The sequence below is a fragment of the uncultured Bradyrhizobium sp. genome (genome assembly GCF_947648125.1).
Taxonomy (GTDB): domain Bacteria; phylum Pseudomonadota; class Alphaproteobacteria; order Rhizobiales; family Xanthobacteraceae; genus Bradyrhizobium.
The window spans coordinates 119094-136804 of the sequence record NZ_CANSMR010000021.1; the positions used below are offsets into that span (position 1 = coordinate 119094).

At 65.6% G+C, this 17711-nt stretch carries 17 protein-coding genes; 8 read left to right on the forward strand and 9 right to left on the reverse strand.

Features of this window, described 5'->3' with window-relative positions; all coding sequences use genetic code 11:
* Nucleotides 1–60 precede the first annotated feature (60 nt).
* On the reverse strand, nt 61–1014 hold the full coding sequence (locus tag Q0030_RS29660; protein WP_298375321.1) for a hypothetical protein: 954 nt from the start codon (nt 1012–1014) through the stop codon (nt 61–63).
* 362 nt (nt 1015–1376) lie between these two features.
* Here Q0030_RS29660 and Q0030_RS29665 point away from each other — a divergent pair, with 362 nt between their 5' ends.
* Nucleotides 1377–1919: a cytochrome b gene (locus tag Q0030_RS29665; RefSeq protein WP_298375279.1), complete on the forward strand. Its 543-nt coding sequence runs from the start codon at nt 1377–1379 to the stop codon at nt 1917–1919.
* A 58-nt stretch (nt 1920–1977) separates the two neighbouring features.
* On the opposite strand, the gene Q0030_RS29670 is transcribed toward Q0030_RS29665, so the two are convergent.
* Nucleotides 1978–2499, reverse strand: coding sequence for an Lrp/AsnC family transcriptional regulator (locus tag Q0030_RS29670; protein WP_298375322.1), 522 nt, complete (start codon nt 2497–2499; stop codon nt 1978–1980).
* Between the two features lie 93 nt (nt 2500–2592).
* On the opposite strand from Q0030_RS29670, the gene ald reads away from it, so the two are divergent.
* The gene (ald, locus tag Q0030_RS29675; RefSeq protein ID WP_298375282.1) at nt 2593–3708 is read left to right on the forward strand and encodes an alanine dehydrogenase; all 1116 of its coding nucleotides are present in this window, start codon (nt 2593–2595) and stop codon (nt 3706–3708) included.
* 50 nt (nt 3709–3758) lie between these two features.
* On the opposite strand, the gene Q0030_RS29680 is transcribed toward ald, so the two are convergent.
* Nucleotides 3759–4529, reverse strand: a complete 771-nt coding sequence (locus tag Q0030_RS29680) for a helix-turn-helix domain-containing protein (RefSeq protein WP_298375285.1) — start codon at nt 4527–4529, stop codon at nt 3759–3761.
* Between the two features lie 144 nt (nt 4530–4673).
* On the opposite strand from Q0030_RS29680, the gene leuC reads away from it, so the two are divergent.
* The 6 genes from leuC to Q0030_RS29710 are packed head-to-tail and all read left to right on the forward strand — an operon-like array spanning nt 4674 to nt 10620.
* Nucleotides 4674–6080 carry a 3-isopropylmalate dehydratase large subunit gene (gene leuC, locus Q0030_RS29685; RefSeq protein WP_298375288.1) on the forward strand — a complete coding sequence of 469 codons (1407 nt, stop codon included), beginning with the start codon at nt 4674–4676 and terminating at the stop codon, nt 6078–6080.
* Nucleotides 6080–6730: a 3-isopropylmalate dehydratase small subunit gene (gene leuD / locus Q0030_RS29690; RefSeq protein WP_298375291.1), complete on the forward strand. Its 651-nt coding sequence runs from the start codon at nt 6080–6082 to the stop codon at nt 6728–6730. Before leuC ends, leuD begins: the two co-directional genes overlap by 1 nt.
* Nucleotides 6727–7860, forward strand: coding sequence for a 3-isopropylmalate dehydrogenase (gene leuB, locus Q0030_RS29695; RefSeq protein ID WP_298375293.1), 1134 nt, complete (start codon nt 6727–6729; stop codon nt 7858–7860). Before leuD ends, leuB begins: the two co-directional genes overlap by 4 nt.
* A complete protein-coding gene (locus Q0030_RS29700) occupies nt 7860–8921 on the forward strand; it encodes an ABC transporter substrate-binding protein (protein ID WP_298375297.1) in 1062 nt (353 codons plus the stop codon). Before leuB ends, Q0030_RS29700 begins: the two co-directional genes overlap by 1 nt.
* A complete protein-coding gene (locus tag Q0030_RS29705; RefSeq protein ID WP_298375299.1) occupies nt 8918–9751 on the forward strand; it encodes an ABC transporter ATP-binding protein in 834 nt (277 codons plus the stop codon). The genes Q0030_RS29700 and Q0030_RS29705 overlap by 4 nt, the downstream gene beginning before the upstream one ends.
* The gene (locus Q0030_RS29710) at nt 9748–10620 is read left to right on the forward strand and encodes an ABC transporter permease (protein ID WP_298375302.1); all 873 of its coding nucleotides are present in this window, start codon (nt 9748–9750) and stop codon (nt 10618–10620) included. The genes Q0030_RS29705 and Q0030_RS29710 overlap by 4 nt, the downstream gene beginning before the upstream one ends.
* Before the next feature lie 75 nt (nt 10621–10695).
* Here the strand turns inward: Q0030_RS29710 and Q0030_RS29715 are convergent, their stop codons facing one another.
* The 6 genes from Q0030_RS29715 to Q0030_RS29740 form a co-directional block, all read right to left on the reverse strand.
* Nucleotides 10696–10902: a hypothetical protein gene (locus tag Q0030_RS29715; protein ID WP_298375305.1), complete on the reverse strand. Its 207-nt coding sequence runs from the start codon at nt 10900–10902 to the stop codon at nt 10696–10698.
* A gap of 137 nt (nt 10903–11039) precedes the next feature.
* Entirely contained in the window at nt 11040–12581 is a 1542-nt protein-coding gene (gene garD, locus Q0030_RS29720) for a galactarate dehydratase (protein WP_298375306.1), read from the reverse strand.
* A 170-nt stretch (nt 12582–12751) separates the two neighbouring features.
* The gene (locus Q0030_RS29725; protein ID WP_298375308.1) at nt 12752–14200 is read right to left on the reverse strand and encodes an aldehyde dehydrogenase family protein; all 1449 of its coding nucleotides are present in this window, start codon (nt 14198–14200) and stop codon (nt 12752–12754) included.
* A gap of 17 nt (nt 14201–14217) precedes the next feature.
* Nucleotides 14218–15573, reverse strand: coding sequence for a glucarate dehydratase (gene gudD / locus Q0030_RS29730; protein ID WP_298375310.1), 1356 nt, complete (start codon nt 15571–15573; stop codon nt 14218–14220).
* A gap of 31 nt (nt 15574–15604) precedes the next feature.
* Entirely contained in the window at nt 15605–16546 is a 942-nt protein-coding gene (gene kdgD / locus Q0030_RS29735; RefSeq protein ID WP_298375313.1) for a 5-dehydro-4-deoxyglucarate dehydratase, read from the reverse strand.
* Nucleotides 16547–16673: 127 nt separating this feature from the next.
* On the reverse strand, nt 16674–17579 hold the full coding sequence (locus tag Q0030_RS29740; RefSeq protein WP_298375316.1) for a LysR substrate-binding domain-containing protein: 906 nt from the start codon (nt 17577–17579) through the stop codon (nt 16674–16676).
* Nucleotides 17580–17711 lie beyond the last annotated feature (132 nt).

Here is a 17711-nt window from a genome sequence, read left to right on the forward strand (position 1 = left end):
TGATCCAGCGTTTACTCCGAAAGCGCTGGGGGCCACAAGCCGCACACGGGCGGCCGCCGCTCAATTCCGCGACGGCGCCGCCGCGTCGATCGTTGCGGTGTGCTGTGCCGCCGGCGTCGGGCTTTCGATCGCCGGCGTCGTCGCGACGATCACAGGCTCGGTGCGGTAGCGCGGCAGCTGGTCCTCGAGCGAGTAGCCGACGCAGAGCGCGAGGCTCGACCAGACCGCCATGCTGAAATACAGCGACATCCAGGCGATCTCCTCGCGCCACTCGGCGATGTCATGGGTCACGACCCAGCGCCGGCTGACGTCGCGCAGGCCTTCGAGCGGATGCAGCAGGGTGCCGCCGGCCGCGAGATTGGCGCGCCAGCGGTTCAGATACATCGGGACGTCGACGGTCATCAGGAAGGCGAGGAAGGCGGCGATGCCGACGATCGCGACGATGAAGGCCCAGCGCACCGGGCCATTAAACTCTGGCAGCAGCCGGCACAGCGCGATCCCGACCAGGAAGAACACCACGGCCCAGATCGAGTTCTCGATCGCGTTGCAGAGATAATGGGTGGTCAGCACCGCATACCAGGAGAAGCATTCCGCGATCACGATCAGCGGCACGATGATCCAGGCGATGGTGATGGTGGTCTCGGCGCCGGTCATAGTGCCGAGCTGATGCAGGATGATCGCCCATTGCGCGGCGAAGCAGACCTCGGCGACGGTGGCAACCGTGCGGCCGACCACGACGCTCGACAGCCAGGTGTCGAACAGGCAGATGCGCTGCACGTCGGCGCGCGGCAGCACCGAGCGGAAGGCGCAGCCGAACACATAGGCCGCGCAGAGCAGCAGCATCAGGCCGATGCCCGACGTGTTGCTGAGGCTGCCGTTCGATTGCTCGTGGAACTGGCGGTACAGCGCGAACCAGATCGCGATGTTGGCGGCACTGACGAGGCTCAGGAAGCCCCACCACCGGACCACTGGATTCGACCAAGCCAGCGAAACCGGCCGCGCCCGCCACTCCATGCTCATTCACCGCTCCGCGTGTAACCGAACTGATATCGAATTGTAGCAATTCTGTCATAGAAGGTGGCGAATCACGACTAAAAAATGCGTGTGGCGCAGGGCTGGGCGGCTCCGATTGTGACAGCGTTTGTGACAGCGCGGCGTTTGTGACAGTGAGCGCGTGGCTGCGCCGGCCCCTCCGTTCGTCATTCCGGGGCGCGAGCCCGGAATGACGATGGAGGGAGTCCAGCCTTCGCGATCGTGATCGAGGTTGGCGCCTGCCCGGTAGGCAGGCGTCACGCGATCATCTATTGAACGGCCTTCCATTTTCGGGCCGATCCCGCACGGGCGGCTTCACGCCAAGGCGCCTTGTGACGACGGACATGACGGCCAGCTACGATCCGCTGCTCCGCCGGATTCACTGGGCGACGGCGGTGCTGTTCATCGCGGCGATGCTGATCGGGCTCTATTGCGGGCTGCAGCCGGCGGGGACGTCGCCGCGGCGCGAGCTGCTCGAGCTGCACAAGTCACTCGGCGTCACCCTGTTCTTCCTAGCGATTCTGCGGCTGATGGTGCGCGCCGTGACCACGGCGCCACCGGAGCCGGGTTCGTTCTCGCCGCTGGTCAGGATCGCCGCAAGGCTCAATCACTGGGCGCTCTACGCCATCCTCTTCGTGATGCCGGTGACCGGAGACATGGTCTCGTCGGCCGGCGGCTATTCGCTGCGCTATTTCTGGACTTTCAGCTGGCCGCGCCTGTTCGCCGACAACAAGGCGGTCGCGGAGGCCGGCGAGCTGGCGCATGGCGCGCTGGCCTACTTCGTTTATGCCGTGGTCGCGCTGCACATCGCCGCGACACTCTGGCATGTCGTCGTCAAGAAGGACGAGACGCTGGCGCGGATGTGGCCGCGTGCGAAAACACGGTGAACGTGGCGGAGTGTTGTTCGGATATACCTCTCCCCGATGGGGAGAGGTGGAACTGCAGTCAGCCGCGCAGCGCGGTTTCCGGAATGGTGCGGCGGACCACCTCGCGCATCGCGAAGCTGGAATGGATGCGGGCGACGCCCGGCATCCGCGACAGATGCTGCTTGTGGATGCGCTCGAAGTCGGCGATGTCGCGGGCAATGACCTGCAGATGATAATCGTCGCTGCCCGACATCAGATGGCAGGATACGACGTCGGGGCAGCGCGCGATCGCGGCCTCGAAGGCTGCGAGATAATCCTCGCTCTGCTTCTCCAGCGTGATGGTGACGACAACTGTTGTCACAAGGCCAAGCGCAGTCGGCTCAAGGTCGACGCGGTAGCCGCGGATCACGCCGATCTCCTCGAGATGACGGATGCGCCGCGCACAGGCGGTCGGCGACAGCCCGACCTTTTCAGCGAGCTCGATCTGGCTGGCGCGAGCGTCGGCGACGAGCTCTGCAAGGATTCTGAGATCAATACGATCGAGACCGTCCACGCAGTTTTCCTTCGAAGGCTGAGCTGGAAACGAAGGATATGAGCGCATCTGCATGTGCACAAGCCGGAATTCGCTGAGAAACGCCATGTGACGAGGAATAGCCTTGGGGCTAACGGAAACGAATCCTTCAAGGAGCGGACCATGCGCATCGGCGTGCCCAAGGAAATCAAGGTCGAGGAATATCGGGTCGGGCTGACGCCTGCCTCGGTGCGGGAATATGTGGCGCACGGCCACGAAGTGGTGGTCCAGCGCGGCGCCGGTGACGGCATCGGTGCCGGCGATGACGTCTACACCCAGGCCGGCGCACGGATTGCCGACACCGCAGAAGAGGTGTTCTCGGTCGCCGAAATGATCGTGAAGGTGAAGGAGCCGCAGCCATCCGAATGGATCAAGCTGCGCGAAGGCCAGATCCTCTTCACCTATCTGCATCTCGCGCCCGACGTGCCGCAGACCGCGGGGCTCGTCGCCTCCGGCTGCACGGCGGTCGCCTATGAGACCGTGACCGACGCGCATGGCGGGCTGCCGCTGCTCGCGCCGATGAGCGAAGTCGCGGGCCGGCTCGCGATCGAGGCCGCAGGTGCTGCGCTGCGCAAATCCGCCGACGGCATGGGCAAGCTGCTCGGTGGCGTGCCGGGCGTTCCGCCGGCGCGCGTTGCGATCATCGGTGGCGGTGTGGTCGGCACCCACGCGGCGCGGATGGCCGCCGGCCTTGGCAGCGACGTCACCATCCTTGACCGTTCATTGCCGCGGCTCCGCGCGCTCGACGACCTCTTCCTCGGGCGCGTCCGCACCCGTTACGCCACGCTGGAAGCGATCGAGCAGGAAGTTTTCGCGGCTGACGTTGTGATCGGCGCGGTGCTGGTGCCCGGCGCCAGCGCGCCGAAACTTGTCTCGCGCGCGCAGCTTGCAGGCATGAAACGCCGTGCGGTGCTGGTCGACGTCGCGATCGACCAGGGCGGCTGCTTCGAGACCTCGAAGCCGACCACGCATCAGGCGCCGACCTATCTGGTTGACGACATCGTGCACTATTGCGTCGCCAACATGCCGGGCGCGGTGCCGGTCACCTCGAGCCACGCGCTCAACCACGCCACCTTGCCGTTTGGCCTGGCGCTGGCGTCGAAGGGGTTGCGCGCGCTGGTCGAGGATCCGCATCTGCGCGCAGGCCTCAACGTCCATCGCGGCCGCATCACCAACCGCGCCGTGGCCGAGAGCCAGCATCTCGCTGTCGTGATGCCGGAGGAAGCGCTGGCGTCGTAGGATACAAGGTCGAGCACTTGTAGCCCGGATTTCGCTTCGCTTCATCCGGGCTACGGCGCTGCATCGGTCAGCTCCCTCAGCCGGCTCTGCATGACTTCAATGATGTGCGCGCGCTTTGCCGCGATGCGTTCGATGGGGCCGCCGATGCCGATCGCGAGCGGAGCGCGTCGCTTCGGTCGGGGGATAAGCATGCCAATTGTGTTCGCGCCCGGCGTCGTGCGGCCGCCCGTCTCGGAAAAGCCGCGGCGGCGAATGCGCTCGACCTCCTCGAGAAAGGCCGATTCGCGAACCCGCGCTGACTGACTCGGCTCCTCGGCGTTGTTGCGCCGGATAATGCCGCGGATTTTGATGTTCGGCATTTGGCTCAGCAGCACATGTCCGAGCGCGGTCCGAACCATCGGCCGTATCTGACCGGCTTGAGCGGTGTACTGAAGCTGAGAGCCGCCGGGGACGACGTGCAGATACTGCATCCCGGCGGCGCCGGCCTGTTGTCCAAGCATGACGGTTTCGCCGCCCGTCGCGGTCCAGAGTTCCTCCATCAGGTCGGTGAGCTTGGTATCGCGGAACGGAGAACGACGGATCCAGTCACCGAGCAGATTGACCCGGTAGCTCGGGATGAAACGCCGGGTCTTTCGCTCGTATTCAAGGTAGTTCAATTCAACGAGACAGCGAAGCAACACGGACGTGCTCGATTGGGGCATCTCCAGCGCGGACGCTATTTCAGTCACGGAAGCCGCCCGCTTTGTTTTCCGAAAGAACTCCAGAACTGCAAACGTCCGCGTGGCCGATTTGACGATGGCCGTCTTATTCGGATTCGGCATGGCTGGCTCCTCGGCGGGTCAAGTACCGCACCTCCATCACATATGTGATGTTAGGGCAAAACTGCTTCACTTGACGACAACTTTGGCACAGATTGGCGCCCAACAAGACCAAGCCATGGAAACGCAGAGAGCAGGGGAAGGCGGATGCCCGGCCGAAGTTTGCTCGAGAAGATCTGGGACCAGCATGTCATTGCTCGTTTGAGCGAGGACACCGATCTCCTTCATATCGACCGCCATCTGCTGCACGATCTCGGCGGCTCGCGCGGCCTGCTCGATCTCAAGAGCCGCGGCCTCAAGGTTCACAATCCCGAGCTGACATTCGCAACGCCGGATCACGCGCTGTCGACGGCGCCCGGCCGCGCCGGAACCAGCAAGATCGGACAGGAATTGCTGGCCGCGCTGCGGGTCGAGACGGCGGCGAGCGGCATCACGCTGTTCGATGTCGATCAGCCCGGCCAGGGCATCGTCCATGTCATCGGGCCGGAACTCGGCCTCAGCCTGCCGGGCGCGACGATCGTCTGCGGCGACAGCCACACCTGCACCCATGGCGGCTTAGGGGCGCTCGCCTTCGGCATCGGGTCGAGCGAGCTCACCCATGTGCTGGCGACGCAGGCGCTGATCCAGAAGCGTCCGAAGACGATGCGCGCGCGCTTCGAGGGCAAGCTGCCGCTCGGCGTCACCGCCAAAGACATGATCCTCGCGCTGATCGGGCATATCGGTGCTGCCGGCGGCACCGGCTATGCGGTCGAATATGCCGGCAGCGCGATCCGCGCGCTGCCGATCGAGGGAAGGCTGACGATCTGCAATCTCTCGATCGAACTCGGCGCGAAGATGGGCATGGTGGCGCCGGACGAGAAGACCTTCGAATTCCTGCGCGGCCGCCCCTACGCGCCGCAAGGCGAGATGTGGGATCTCGCGGTCAAGGCGTGGCGCGAACTGCCGAGCGATCCCGACGCGGTGTTCGACCGCGAGGTCGTGATCGACGTCGAAAAGATCATCCCGCAGGTGACCTGGGGCATCAGCCCCGAGCACGTCGTCGGCGTCGATGGCGTCATTCCCGATCCGAAGACGGTCGACGATCCCTTGCGGCGCGCCGCGATCGAGACCGCGCTCGAGTATATGGGCCTGCAGGGCGGTGCGCCGATCGCCGGCACGCCGGTCGACTGGGTGTTCATCGGCTCCTGCACCAACAGCCGGCTGAGCGATCTGCGCGCGGCGGCCGAGGTCGCGCGCGGCCGCAAGGTCGCGGCCGGGGTCCGCGCCTGGGTGGTGCCGGGCTCGGAAAACGTCAAGCGCGAGGCGGTCGCCGAAGGGCTCGACAAGATCTTCATCGATGCCGGCTTCGAGTGGCGCGAGCCCGGCTGCTCGATGTGCCTTGCCGCCAATGGTGAGGTGGTGGCGCCCGGGCAGCGCTCGGTCTCGACCTCGAACCGCAACTTCGTCGGCCGGCAGGGGCCGCGGGCGCGGACGCATCTGGCGAGCCCCGCGAGTGCGGCGGCCTCAGCCATTGCCGGCGCGATCGCCGATGTCAGGATCATGGGACGCCAGTGATGCCAAAACCGTTCGACAAGGTCACCGCGACCGCTGCGCCGATCATGCGCGCCAATATCGATACCGACGTGATCATTCGGATCGAGCGCCTGGTCGGCAACGGGGTCCGCGGCACGCTCGGCAAATGGGCGTTCGGCTCGCTGCGCTATCTGCCTGATGGCTCCGAGAATCCTGATTTCATCCTCAACCGCGAGCCGTACCGGGAGGCGGAGATCTTGGTTACGGGGCCGAATTTCGGCTGCGGCTCGTCGCGCGAGGGCGCGGTGTGGTCGCTGCAGGAGCGCGGCATCCGCGCCGTCATCGGCTCCGGCTTCGGCGACATCTTCTTCGCCAACTGCTTCCAGAACGGCATCCTGCCTGTCGTCATCGACAAGGCGGTGGTGGATCAGCTTGCCGCCGATATCGAGGCGACGCAGGGCGCGGGCAAGGTCTCGATCGACCTCGAGGCACAGACCATCGCCTCGCCGTCGGGCGCGCGGCATTCGTTCGAGATCGACCCGCGGCGGCGCGAAGGGCTGTTGAAGGGGCTCGACGAGGTGGCGCTGACATTGCAGCGCGATGACGAGATCCACGCCTTCCAGGCTTCTGACCGCACGGCGCGGCCCTGGATTCATTTTCAGAAGACGCCTGCTTCAAGGACACCGGCATGAACACGCAATCCAACATGGTCAAGGTCGCCGTGGTCGGCGGCGAGGGCATCGGTCCTGAGGTCACCGCGCAGTCGCGTCGCGTGCTCGAGTGGTTCGCAGCCAAACGGAACGTGCCGATGACCCTGCGCGAGGCGCAATACGGCCTGATCCCGTATCTCGCCACCGGCAAGGTGCTGCCCGAGGACACCGCGGAGGCGATGGACGAGGCCGACGCCATCCTGTGGGGCGCGACCGGCGGGCCGGAGACCACCGAAGTGCCCGCGGCGGCGCGCAAGGCCGGCAGTCTCTTGGGGCTGCGCAGCAAATACGATCTCTACGCGAACTTGAGGCCGATCGTGGCGAGCCCGGCGCTGTCGGCGTCGGCGCCGCTCAAGCCCGAGGTGCTCGACGGCGTCGACTTCGTCATCATCCGTGAATTGACCAGCGGCATCTATTTCGGCGAGCCGCGCGGCATCGAGACATTGCCGGACGGCCAGCGCCGCGGCTTCAACACCGAGCAATACACCACCAACCAGATCCGCCGCGTGGCGCGCTCGGCATTCGAACTGGCGCGAACCCGGCGCAACAAGGTCTGCTCGGTCGACAAGGCCAATGTGCTGGAGACCAGCGTGGTCTGGCGCGAGGAGGTGATCAGGCTGCACAAGGAGGAGTTCTCCGACGTCGAGCTGACCCATCTCTATGTCGACAACGCCGCGATGCAGATCGTGCGCGAGCCGCGTCAGTTCGACGTGATGGTGACGGGCAACATCTTCGGCGACATCCTGTCCGACTGCGCGGCGATGGCGTCAGGCTCGCTCGGCATGCTGCCGTCGGCCTCGCTCGGTCCGGTGGATCGCTTCGGCCGGCGCAAGGCGCTCTATGAACCCGTGCATGGCAGCGCGCCCGATATCGCGGGCAAGGGCATCGCCAATCCGCTCGGCTCGATCCTCAGCGTCGCGATGCTACTCCGCCTGACGCTGAACCGCGCCGAGGATGCCGACTTGCTGGAAAAGGCGGTGCAGACCGCGCTGGCATCCGGTGCGCGCACCGCCGATATCGCCGAGGCCGGGGCGAAGAAGCTGTCGACCGCCCAGATGGGCGATGCGGTGCTCAGCGCGCTCGACAAGATTTCGGCGAAGGAGCACGCGTGATGGCGCGCCTCACCATGCCCCACCTTTCAAGGCGATCGGCTCTGACGGTGATCGCCGCGGGCGGCGCGGCGCTGGCGACCGGGCGTGCATGGGCGCAGGCGGCCGCTGGCCGCGCGATCTATCCGGTCGCGGTGCCGGTCTATCAAACGCAATTTGTGGCGGACCGCATCGGCTACTTCAAGGAGGCCGGGCTCGACTGCAAGCTGGTGCAGGGCGGCAGCGGCGTGAAGACCCGCGAGATCATCGCCTCGTCGCAGGGCGACGTCGGGATCGGCGACGTCACCCATCCGATGCAGCTGACCAATCACGGCCGTGCGGCGCGCGTGCTGCTGCCGGTCGACACACGGTCGAACTCGGTGATGTTCATCCTGCGCAAGGATCTGAAGGACCAGGGCATCAACTCGCTGGAGGCCTTCGCGCAGTGGAAGCGGCCCGACGGCCGCAAGCCGATCGTCTCGGTCTCCTCGCTCGGCGGCACCAACCACGTCTGGGCATCCTACTACATGGAAACCATGGGGCTCGACGACAAGGTGACCTGGATCGGCACCGGCAATGTCGACACCATGCTCGGTTCGCTGAAGTCGAAGCAGGTTGACATCCTCGTCAGCTCGTTGTCGCTGTTGAACGAGGCGCAGCAGCAGGGCTGGGGCGAATTGCTGTTCGACGGCACCGATGAAGCGATCTGGAACAAGCATATCGGCGGCAAGGTGCCGGTCACCGCGCACTTCACACTGCAGGCGACCATCGACAAGGACCCCGCCAAGATGCAGGCCTATGTCACCGCGCTGTGGCGCGCCTCGCAATGGATCAAGGCGCACAAGCCGGCCGAGGTCTACGACGCCATCGAGCCCTATGTCGGCAGCACGTCGCGCGACGCCAACCTGCTCGAGATCACTGCGATCCAGAAGGTTGCGGACTATGAGGGCTCGATCGACGCCGCAAGCTTCGCGCGCGGCGAGAAGGTCTGGTTCCGTGAGATGACCGGCATCAAGCCGCTCAAGATCGCTGATGTGGTCAACTCCAATCTGATCGACGCGGCGCGAAAGGCCTATCCGGGTTGAGCGCGCTCGAGACGAGCGCAACTGTATCGCCGCGCGCCTCGGCCGACCGCCGCGTCGAGGTCAGGGGCCTGAGCAAGTCGTTCCAGCTCGCCAGGACCACCATCGAGGCCGTCCGCGACGTCAGCTTCGACGTGCGCCGCGGTGAGTTCGTTGCGCTGCTCGGGCCGTCGGGCTCCGGCAAGAGCACGGTGCTCAACATGATCGCCTCGCTGATCCGCCCCACCGGCGGCGAGATCCTGATCGACGGCAAGCGCGTCGTCCCCGGCAAGGCGACGCCCAATGTCGGCTACGTCTTCCAGCGCGACACGCTGTTCCCCTGGCGGACCGTCGCCGACAATATCGGCTACGGGCTGGAGCTATCCGGCGTGCCGGCGCAGGAACGGAAAGAGCGCATCGCGCAATGCGTCGCTCAGGCTGGGCTGAAGGGATTCGAACACGCCTATCCGTCGGCGCTGTCGGGCGGCATGCGGCAGCGCGCGGCGTTGATGCGGACCTTGATCGTCGAGCCGCAGATTCTTCTGATGGACGAGCCGTTCGGCGCGCTTGACACCCACACCAAGATCGACATGCACGAGGTGCTGCTTCGGATCTGGGAGCGCGAGCAGCAGACCGTGCTGTTCGTCACCCACGATCTCGGTGAGGCGTTGACGCTGGCTGATCGCATCATCCTGTTCTCGGCGCGGCCGGGCCGGATCAAGGACATGTTCGCGGTCGATTTCACGCGTCCGCGCGATGCGGTGAAGGTGCGCGAGACCCCGCGCTATGCCGAGCTGTTCCAGCATATCTGGCACTCGCTCGGCGAGGAATTCGTCAAGGGTCGCAGCGCATGAGACGATACAGCACGCTCGGCACGATCGGCTGGCAGGTCCTGATCTGCGCCATCGTGCTGTCGGTGTGGCAATGGGGCTACGACCTGCGCACCAAATTGCCTTGGCTGGTGCCCGATTTGCTCGACCCCTACTTCATCTCGAAGCCGTCGATGATCTTCGACAACTTCCTGATCCAGAGCTGCCTGACCTCAAAGCTTGGCGTCTTCAACGGCTGGTTCAACGGCGAGTTCGCAAAGTGCCTGGCGCGCAATGAGAACAATCTCTGGGCCGCGACGGCGATCACCCTGAAGAACACCTTCTTCGGCTTCGTCACCGGCGTGGTCAGCGGCTTCGCCGCCGGGCTGATCCTCGGGCGGTCCGATCGCTTGAGCGCGATCTTCCAGCCGTTCATCACCGCGGTGAATTCGATCCCGCGGATCGCGCTAGCACCGATCATCGTGCTGGCGTTCGGGATCGGCGACATGTCCAAGATCGTGACCTCCTGGATCGTCGTCGTGTTCCTGGTGTTCTTCAACACCTTCGAGGGCGCACGCTCGATCGACGAAGGCTTTACCAATGCCGCGCGGCTGCTCGGCGCCAGCGAGTGGCAGATCACCCGCACCGTGGTGATCCCCTCGACCATGGCCTGGGTGTTCGCTTCGCTGACGCCGGCGATCTCCTTCGCGCTGATCGGCGTGATCGTCGGCGAGTTCATCGGCGCCGAGCGCGGCATAGGCCGCCTCATCATCGAGTCCGAGGCGCGTGGGGAAGCCTCAGGCATGATGGTCGCGGTCGTGGTCTTGATGCTGGTCGGCGTCGTGCTGTCGGCGATCATCTGGCGGCTGCAGGCCTATCTGTTGCGCTGGCAGCGTCAGCGCAGCGCCGAGTAGAAAGCGGCTCGCGGCGACATTTGATTGTCGCACGCGGGCCATTTCCAGACATGGGATTTTCAGACTTGGGCCGGCTCAGATTCGTGCTGCGGTTTCCGGCGGAGCTGCGACTGCGGTCTCCGACGGCGAGGTCTCGCCGTCGAGCCAATCCTGCTCCTTGGCCAGCGCGCGCCAGGCCGCCTCCATGCGCTTGAAGCGGTTGTAGGTCGGCTCGTCGTCGGCGCGCTCGGCGAGCTGCGCGCAGTTCTCCGCATTGTCGAGGAAGTGCTGCGATTGCTTCATGGAACGTCCTCCTGTTGATGAGGACGTGGGACATCAATTCTGGCTATTCAACGCGCGGAACATGAGCATTTCGCCACAGAGGTGAATACCTGTTCAGCGGGGTTCCGCTTTCGCGAACGCTGCGCTGTATACGGGTGCTAGGTGACCGGCGCCGGGTTGAACAGCGTGAGATCGTTATGAATGCCCCAGCGGTCCGACCACGGCTTGATCCGTCCGCTGGCGACGTCGAGGATCAGGCGGAACAGGTCCCAGCCGGTCTCCTCGATCGTCTTCTCGCCGGTCGCGATGCAGCCGGCGTCGAAATCGATCAGGTCCTTCCAGCGCCGCGCCAGCTCGCTGCGGGTCGCGACCTTGATGACGGGCGCTGCGGCAAGGCCATAGGGCGTGCCGCGGCCGGTGGTGAACACCTGCAAGGTCATGCCGGAGGCGAGCTGCAGCGTGCCGCAAATGAAGTCGCTGGCCGGCGTCGCAGCAAACAGCATGCCTTTCTGCCGTGCCTTTTCACCGGGCGACAGTACGCCCGCGATCGGGCCGGAGCCGGATTTCACGATCGAGCCCAGGGATTTCTCGACGATGTTGGCGAGCCCGCCCTTCTTGTTGCCCGGCGTAGTGTTGGCGCTGCGGTCGGCGCCGCCGCGGGCGAGATAGGCGTCGTACCAGGCCATCTCGCGGATCAGCGCGCGGCCGACATCCTCGTTGACGGCGCGGCGGGTCAGCAGCTGGATCGCGTCGCGCACCTCGGTGACTTCCGAGAACATCACGGTCGCGCCGGCGCGAACCAAGAGGTCCGCCGCGAAGCCGACCGCGGGGTTCGCCGTAACGCCAGAGAACGCATCGCTGCCGCCGCATTGCAGGCCGATCACGAGATCAGCGGCCGGGCAGGTCTCGCGTTTGCGGGCGTTGAGCATCTTCAGGCGGGCCTCGGCCTGGGTCATGATGGCGTCGACGATGGCGCCGAAGCCGTCAAACGCTTCGTCCTGCATCCGCACGATGGCGTCGCTGACGCCTTCCGGCACCAGCCGTTCCGGCGCGAGCTTCTCGCAGCCGAGCCCTATGACCAGGATCTCGCCGCCGAAATTCGGATTGAGCGCGAGGTTCTGCAGCGTGCGGATCGGCACCACGGCGTCGGGTGCCGTGATGGCGACGCCGCAGCCGTAAGCGTGCGTCAGCGGCACGACGTCGTCGACATTGGGGTATTTCGGCAATAGCTCGGCGCGGATGCGCTTGACGGCATATTCCATCGTGCCCTTGACGCATTGCACGGAGGAGGAGATGCCAAGGATGTTCTTGGTGCCGACCGAGCCGTCGGGATTGCGAAAGCCTTCGAACGTAAAACCTTCGAGCGGCGGCAGCGCGGGCGGCACTGCGGTTGCGATCTCGAGCTGATCGAGCGACGGCGCGTCGGGCATGCGGATGCGTGCCTCGTCGACCCATTCGCCGGCCAGGATCGGCGACAGCGCATGGCCGATCACCTCGCCATAGCGGATGATCGGCGCGCCCTCGGGGATGTCTTCCAGCGCCGTCTTGTGGCCCTGCGGCACGAAGGCGCGCAGCATCAGGCCGCAGGCGAAGCGCGAGCCGGCAGGCAAGCCGAAATCATTCACGACGATCGCGACATTGTCGCGCGCGTTGAGCTTGATGTAGCGGGGCTGCTCCTGCGCGCCGATCGACTGGTCCACAACGAATTCCTCCTGGCTTCGCTTCACTCTCCCGCTTGCGGGGGAGGTCGGCACGCGTAGCGTGACGGGTGGTGGCTCTCTCCACAGTGTGACTCGTGGAGAGAGCCCCCACCCCAACCCTCCCCCGCAAGCGGGAGAGGGGGCGCAGCACCGACGAGGTGCGACTGCCTTCACCCCGGGAAAGTATAAGCCGTCTTCACCGTGGTGTAGAACTCGCGGGCATAGGCGCCCTGTTCGCGCGCGCCGTAGCTCGAGCCTTTGCGGCCGCCGAACGGCACGTGGTAGTCGACGCCGGCGGTCGGCAGATTGACCATCACCATGCCGGCCTCGCTGTTGCGCTTGTAGTGCGAGGCGTATTTCAGGCTCGACGTGCAGATGCCCGAGGCGAGGCCGAACTCGGTGTCGTTGGAGATCGCAAGCGCCTCCTCATAGTCCTTGGCGCGGATCACGCAGGCCACCGGGCCAAAAATCTCCTCGCGGGCGATCCGCATCTGGTTGGTCGCCTCGGTGAACAATGCCGGCTGCAGATAGAAGCCAGGCGTCTCGCGGTTGAGCAGCTCGCCGCCCCAATGCAGGCGGGCGCCTTCGTCCTGGCCGATCTTGAGGTAGCGGAGGTCCTGGTCGAGCTGGCTCTGGTCGACCACAGGGCCGACATGCACGCCGCTCTTCAGCGCGTCGTCCACCGAAAGCCCCTTCATGCGCTCGGTCATTGCGGCGACGAAGCGATCGTGAATTCCCGCGGTGACGATCAGGCGCGAGGAGGCCGTGCAGCGCTGGCCGGTCGAGAAATAGGCGCCGTTGACCGCGACCTCGACCGCGACCTTGACGTCGGCGTCGTCGAGCACGACCAGCGGGTTCTTGCCGCCCATCTCGAGCTGGAACTTCTTCATCGGATTGGAGAGCACGCAGGCCTGCGCGATCTTGCGGCCGGTCTGAACCGAGCCGGTGAAGGAGATCGCCGCGACGTCGGGGTGATCAAGGAGAGTCTGGCCGACCACCGAGCCCGAGCCGACCACGAGGTTGAACACGCCGGCCGGTATGCCGGAGCGCGCGATGATCTCAGACAGCGCGTGCGCGGAGCCCGGCACCAGCTCAGCCGGCTTGAACACCACCGAATTGCCGTAGCAGAGCGCGGGCGCGATCTTCCAGGCCGGGATCGCGATCGGGAAATTCCATGGCGTGATCATGCCGATGACGCCGACCGGCTCGCGGGTGATCTCGACGTCGAGACCGGGGCGCACTGACGCGCCCTTCTCGCCCATCAGCCGCAGCGCTTCGCCGGCAAAGAACGCAAAGATCTGCCCGGCGCGCGCCACCTCGCCGATGCCCTCGGGGAGCGTCTTGCCTTCCTCGCGCGCCAGCAGGCGGCCGAGCTCTTCCTTGCGGGCGAGGATTTCGACGGAGATCCTGGTCAGTGCGTCAAAGCGCTCCTGGGGCGTCGAGCGCGCCCAGGCCGGGAAGGCGGCCTTCGCGGCGGCGATCGCCTTTTCGGTCTGCGCCTTGTCGGCCTTGGCGTATTCGCCGACCACGTCGGCCGTGTTGGAGGGGTTGATGTCCCGCGTAATGCTTGTTCCGTCGATCCATTCGCCGGCGATGAAGTTCTTCTGGTGAGCGGTCATGTTTCCAACCTTTCTTGTTAGCGCACGAGGCAGGGACGCTTATCGTCGAAGGTCCACCCCTGGATCAGGAACTGCATGGCCAGCGCGTCGTCGCGGGCGCCGAGGCCATGCTGCTTGTATAGCGCGTTCGCCGCCTCGATGGCACCGCGATCGAGCTCGATGCCGAGGCCCGGCCGATCCGGGATCGCGATCTTGCCGCCCTTGATCTGCAGCGGCTCCTTGGTCAACGCCTGGCCGTCCTGCCAGATCCAGTGGGTGTCGATCGCGGTCACCTTGCCGGGCGCGGCGGCGCCGACATGGGTGAACATCGCCAGCGAAATGTCGAAATGATTGTTGGAGTGCGAGCCCCAGGTCAGGCCGTTGTCGCGGCAGGTCTGCGCCACCCGCACCGAGCCCTGCATGGTCCAGAAATGCGGATCGGCCAGCGGAATGTCGACCGCGCCGAGCCGCAGCGCGTGGCTGAGCTGACGCCAGTCGGTCGCGATCATGTTGGTCGCGGTCGGTAGTCCCGTCGCGCGGCGGAACTCGGCCATGATCTCGCGGCCGGAGAAGCCGGCCTCGGCGCCGCAGGGGTCCTCGGCATAGGCCAGCACGCCATGCATGTCGCTGCAAAGCCGGACCGCCTCGTCGAGCGACCAGGCGCCGTTCGGGTCGAGCGTGACGCGTGCCTTGGGAAAGCGCTTGGCGATCGCGGTGACGGCCTCGATCTCCTCTTCGCCCGCGAGCACGCCGCCCTTGAGCTTGAAATCGGCAAAGCCGTAATGCGCCTGCGTCGCCTCGGCGAGGCGCACGATCGCCTCCGGCGTCATCGCAACCTGATGGCGCAGGTTGAACCAGTCCGGCTTGCCGGTCTCACCCTCGACGTAAGGAAGGCTGGTCTTCTTGCGGTCGCCGACGAAGAAGAGATAACCGAGCGTCTCGACGCTCGCGCGCTGCTGGCCTTCGCCGAGCAGCGCTGCGACCGGAAGATTGAGATGCTGGCCGAGCAGGTCGAGCAGCGCGGATTCCACTGCGGTCACGGCATGGATGGTGACGCGCAGGTCAAAGGTCTGCTTGCCGCGGCCACCGGCGTCGCGGTCGGCGAAGGTCTGGCGCATCGACGCCAGGATGTTGTTGCAGGCGCCGATGGTTTGGCCGATGACGAGGTCGCGGGCGTCCTCCAGCGTCTTGCGGATCTTCTCGCCGCCCGGCACCTCGCCGACGCCGGTGTGGCCGGAATTGTCGGTAAGAATGACGAGGTTGCGGGTGAAGAACGGCGCATGTGCGCCGCTCAGATTGAGGAGCATGCCGTCGCGGCCGGCGACCGGGATCACCTCCATCGCCGTGACGACGGGGGCGCCGGCAAAGCCGGTGCGGATCGTATCTTGAATCATCTGCTCCTCCCTTGGTCGTTGGCCGTTCGGCTTATTCCGCCGCCTGCTGGGTCGCTGCCTGCGGCAGCTTCGCCACCAGTGCCGCGAGCTCGGCGATCTCCTGCTCGGTGAGATCGGTCAGCGGCGGGCGCACCGGGCCGGAATCGCGGCCGATCACTTTCATGCCGGCCTTGATGATCGATACCGCATAGCCCTTCTTGCGATTGCGTATCGCGATCAGCGGCAGGATGAAATCCTTCAGGCCCGCATGGATGGTCTGATGATCGCGCCGGCGTACTGCAGCGTAGAATTTGGTCGCGAATTCCGGCACGAAGTTGAACACCGCCGACGAATAGGTGGTCACGCCCATGTCGAGATAGGGCAAGGCAAAGGTTTCCGCCGTCGGCAGGCCGCCGATATAGGTCAGGCGGTCACCGAGCCGGGTGTAGACACGGGTCATCAGCTCGATGTCGCCGATGCCGTCCTTGTAGCCGACGAGGTTCGGGCAGCGCTCGCAGAGGCGCGCCAGCGTGTCGGGCTGCAGGATCGCATTGTCGCGGTTGTAGACGATGACGCCGATCTTCACCGACGAACACACCGCCTCGACGTGGGCGGCGAGGCCGTCCTGCTCGGCATGGGTGAGATAGGGCGGCAGCAGCAGCAGGCCGTCGGCGCCGGCCTTCTCGGCGCCAACAGCGATCTCGCGCGCGATTGCGGTGCCGTAGCCGGTGCCGGCCAGCACGGGAACGCGGCCCTTGGTCTCTTCGACCGCGATCTTCACGACGTGCGGAACCTCGGCCGGCGTCAGCGAAAAGAACTCGCCGGTGCCGCCGGCGGCGAACAGGCCGGCGACGTCATAGCCGCACAGCCAGTCCATGTTGGCGCGATAGGTCGCCTCGTCGAACGAATAGTCCGGCTTGAACGGGGTCACAGGGAAGGACAGGAGGCCGCCACCGATTCTCGCGGCCATCTCCCGAGGGGTCATCTTGCTCATGGCGCCACTCCTTGAATGATGTTGGGATGAGGGATGCGCGAGCAGCGCGCGTCCATGGCCGAATTCTTAGGGAATGCTTCGATGCGCGTCCAAGCCAAACGCGGTATCGAGCGATGCTAACTCTGTATCAATCGCCGCGCAGATGCGGGGCGGCGATTTCGGTGGCGATCTCGATCAAGGACGGCAGCAACTGGTTCTCGTGATCGCGCCGCCACACCATGAACAGCTCGACCGGCACCGGCGCGCGCAGCTTCAGCGGTTTCAGCTTGACGTCCGCGATCTTCAGGCTGGCGGCGGCCTCCGGCACGATCGCGACGCCGAGCCCGGCGCGAACCATCGCGAGGATCGAGTGGATCTGGCTGAGATGCTGCACATAGCGCGGCAGCACGTCGGCGCGCGTGAACAGCGACACCAGGAGATCGTGGAAGTAGCGTGCCTCATAGGGCGAATACATCACGAAGGGCTGGTCGTCGAAATCCTTGATGCTGACGGTGTCGGCCGTGGCCAGTGGATGCTTCTTCGGGATCGCGGCGAGCAGCGGCTCGGCGACGACGCGCCGGCTCGCGAATTCCGGCCGCGCGATCGGCGGACGCAGCAGGCCGGCATCGATCTGGCCGGTGGTGAGCGCCTCGAACTGATCGCCGGAAACCATCTCCTTCAGGGAAAAATCGACCTCGGGCAGGCGGGAGCGGGCGGCTGCGATCAGGTCGGGCAGGAAGCCGTAGGCCGCTGCGGCGGTGAAGCCGATCTTGAGCGAGCCGGTCTTGCCGAGTGCGATGCGACGCGCGACCTGCGAGGCGGACTCCGCAAGCTTGAGGATGCGCCGCGCCTCAGGCAGGAAGCTGCGTCCCGCCGGCGTCAGCCGCACCGAGCGGCTGGTGCGTTCCAGCAGCGGCGCATCGACGATGTGCTCGAGCACCTGGATCTGCCGGCTGAGCGGCGGCTGCGTCATGTTGAGCCGCGCCGCGGCGCGACCGAAGTGCAATTCCTCGGCAACCGTGACGAAACAGCGGAGCTGGTTCAGGTCGAACATCGATGCTAGCCTGGAATGGATCGGTCGAGGATTGGTCCGTTCTAGCATCGATGCCTCCCACTGGCCAAGAAGACAAACAAGAAGACAAACAAGAAGACAAACAAGAAGACAAACAAGAAGACAAACAAGAAG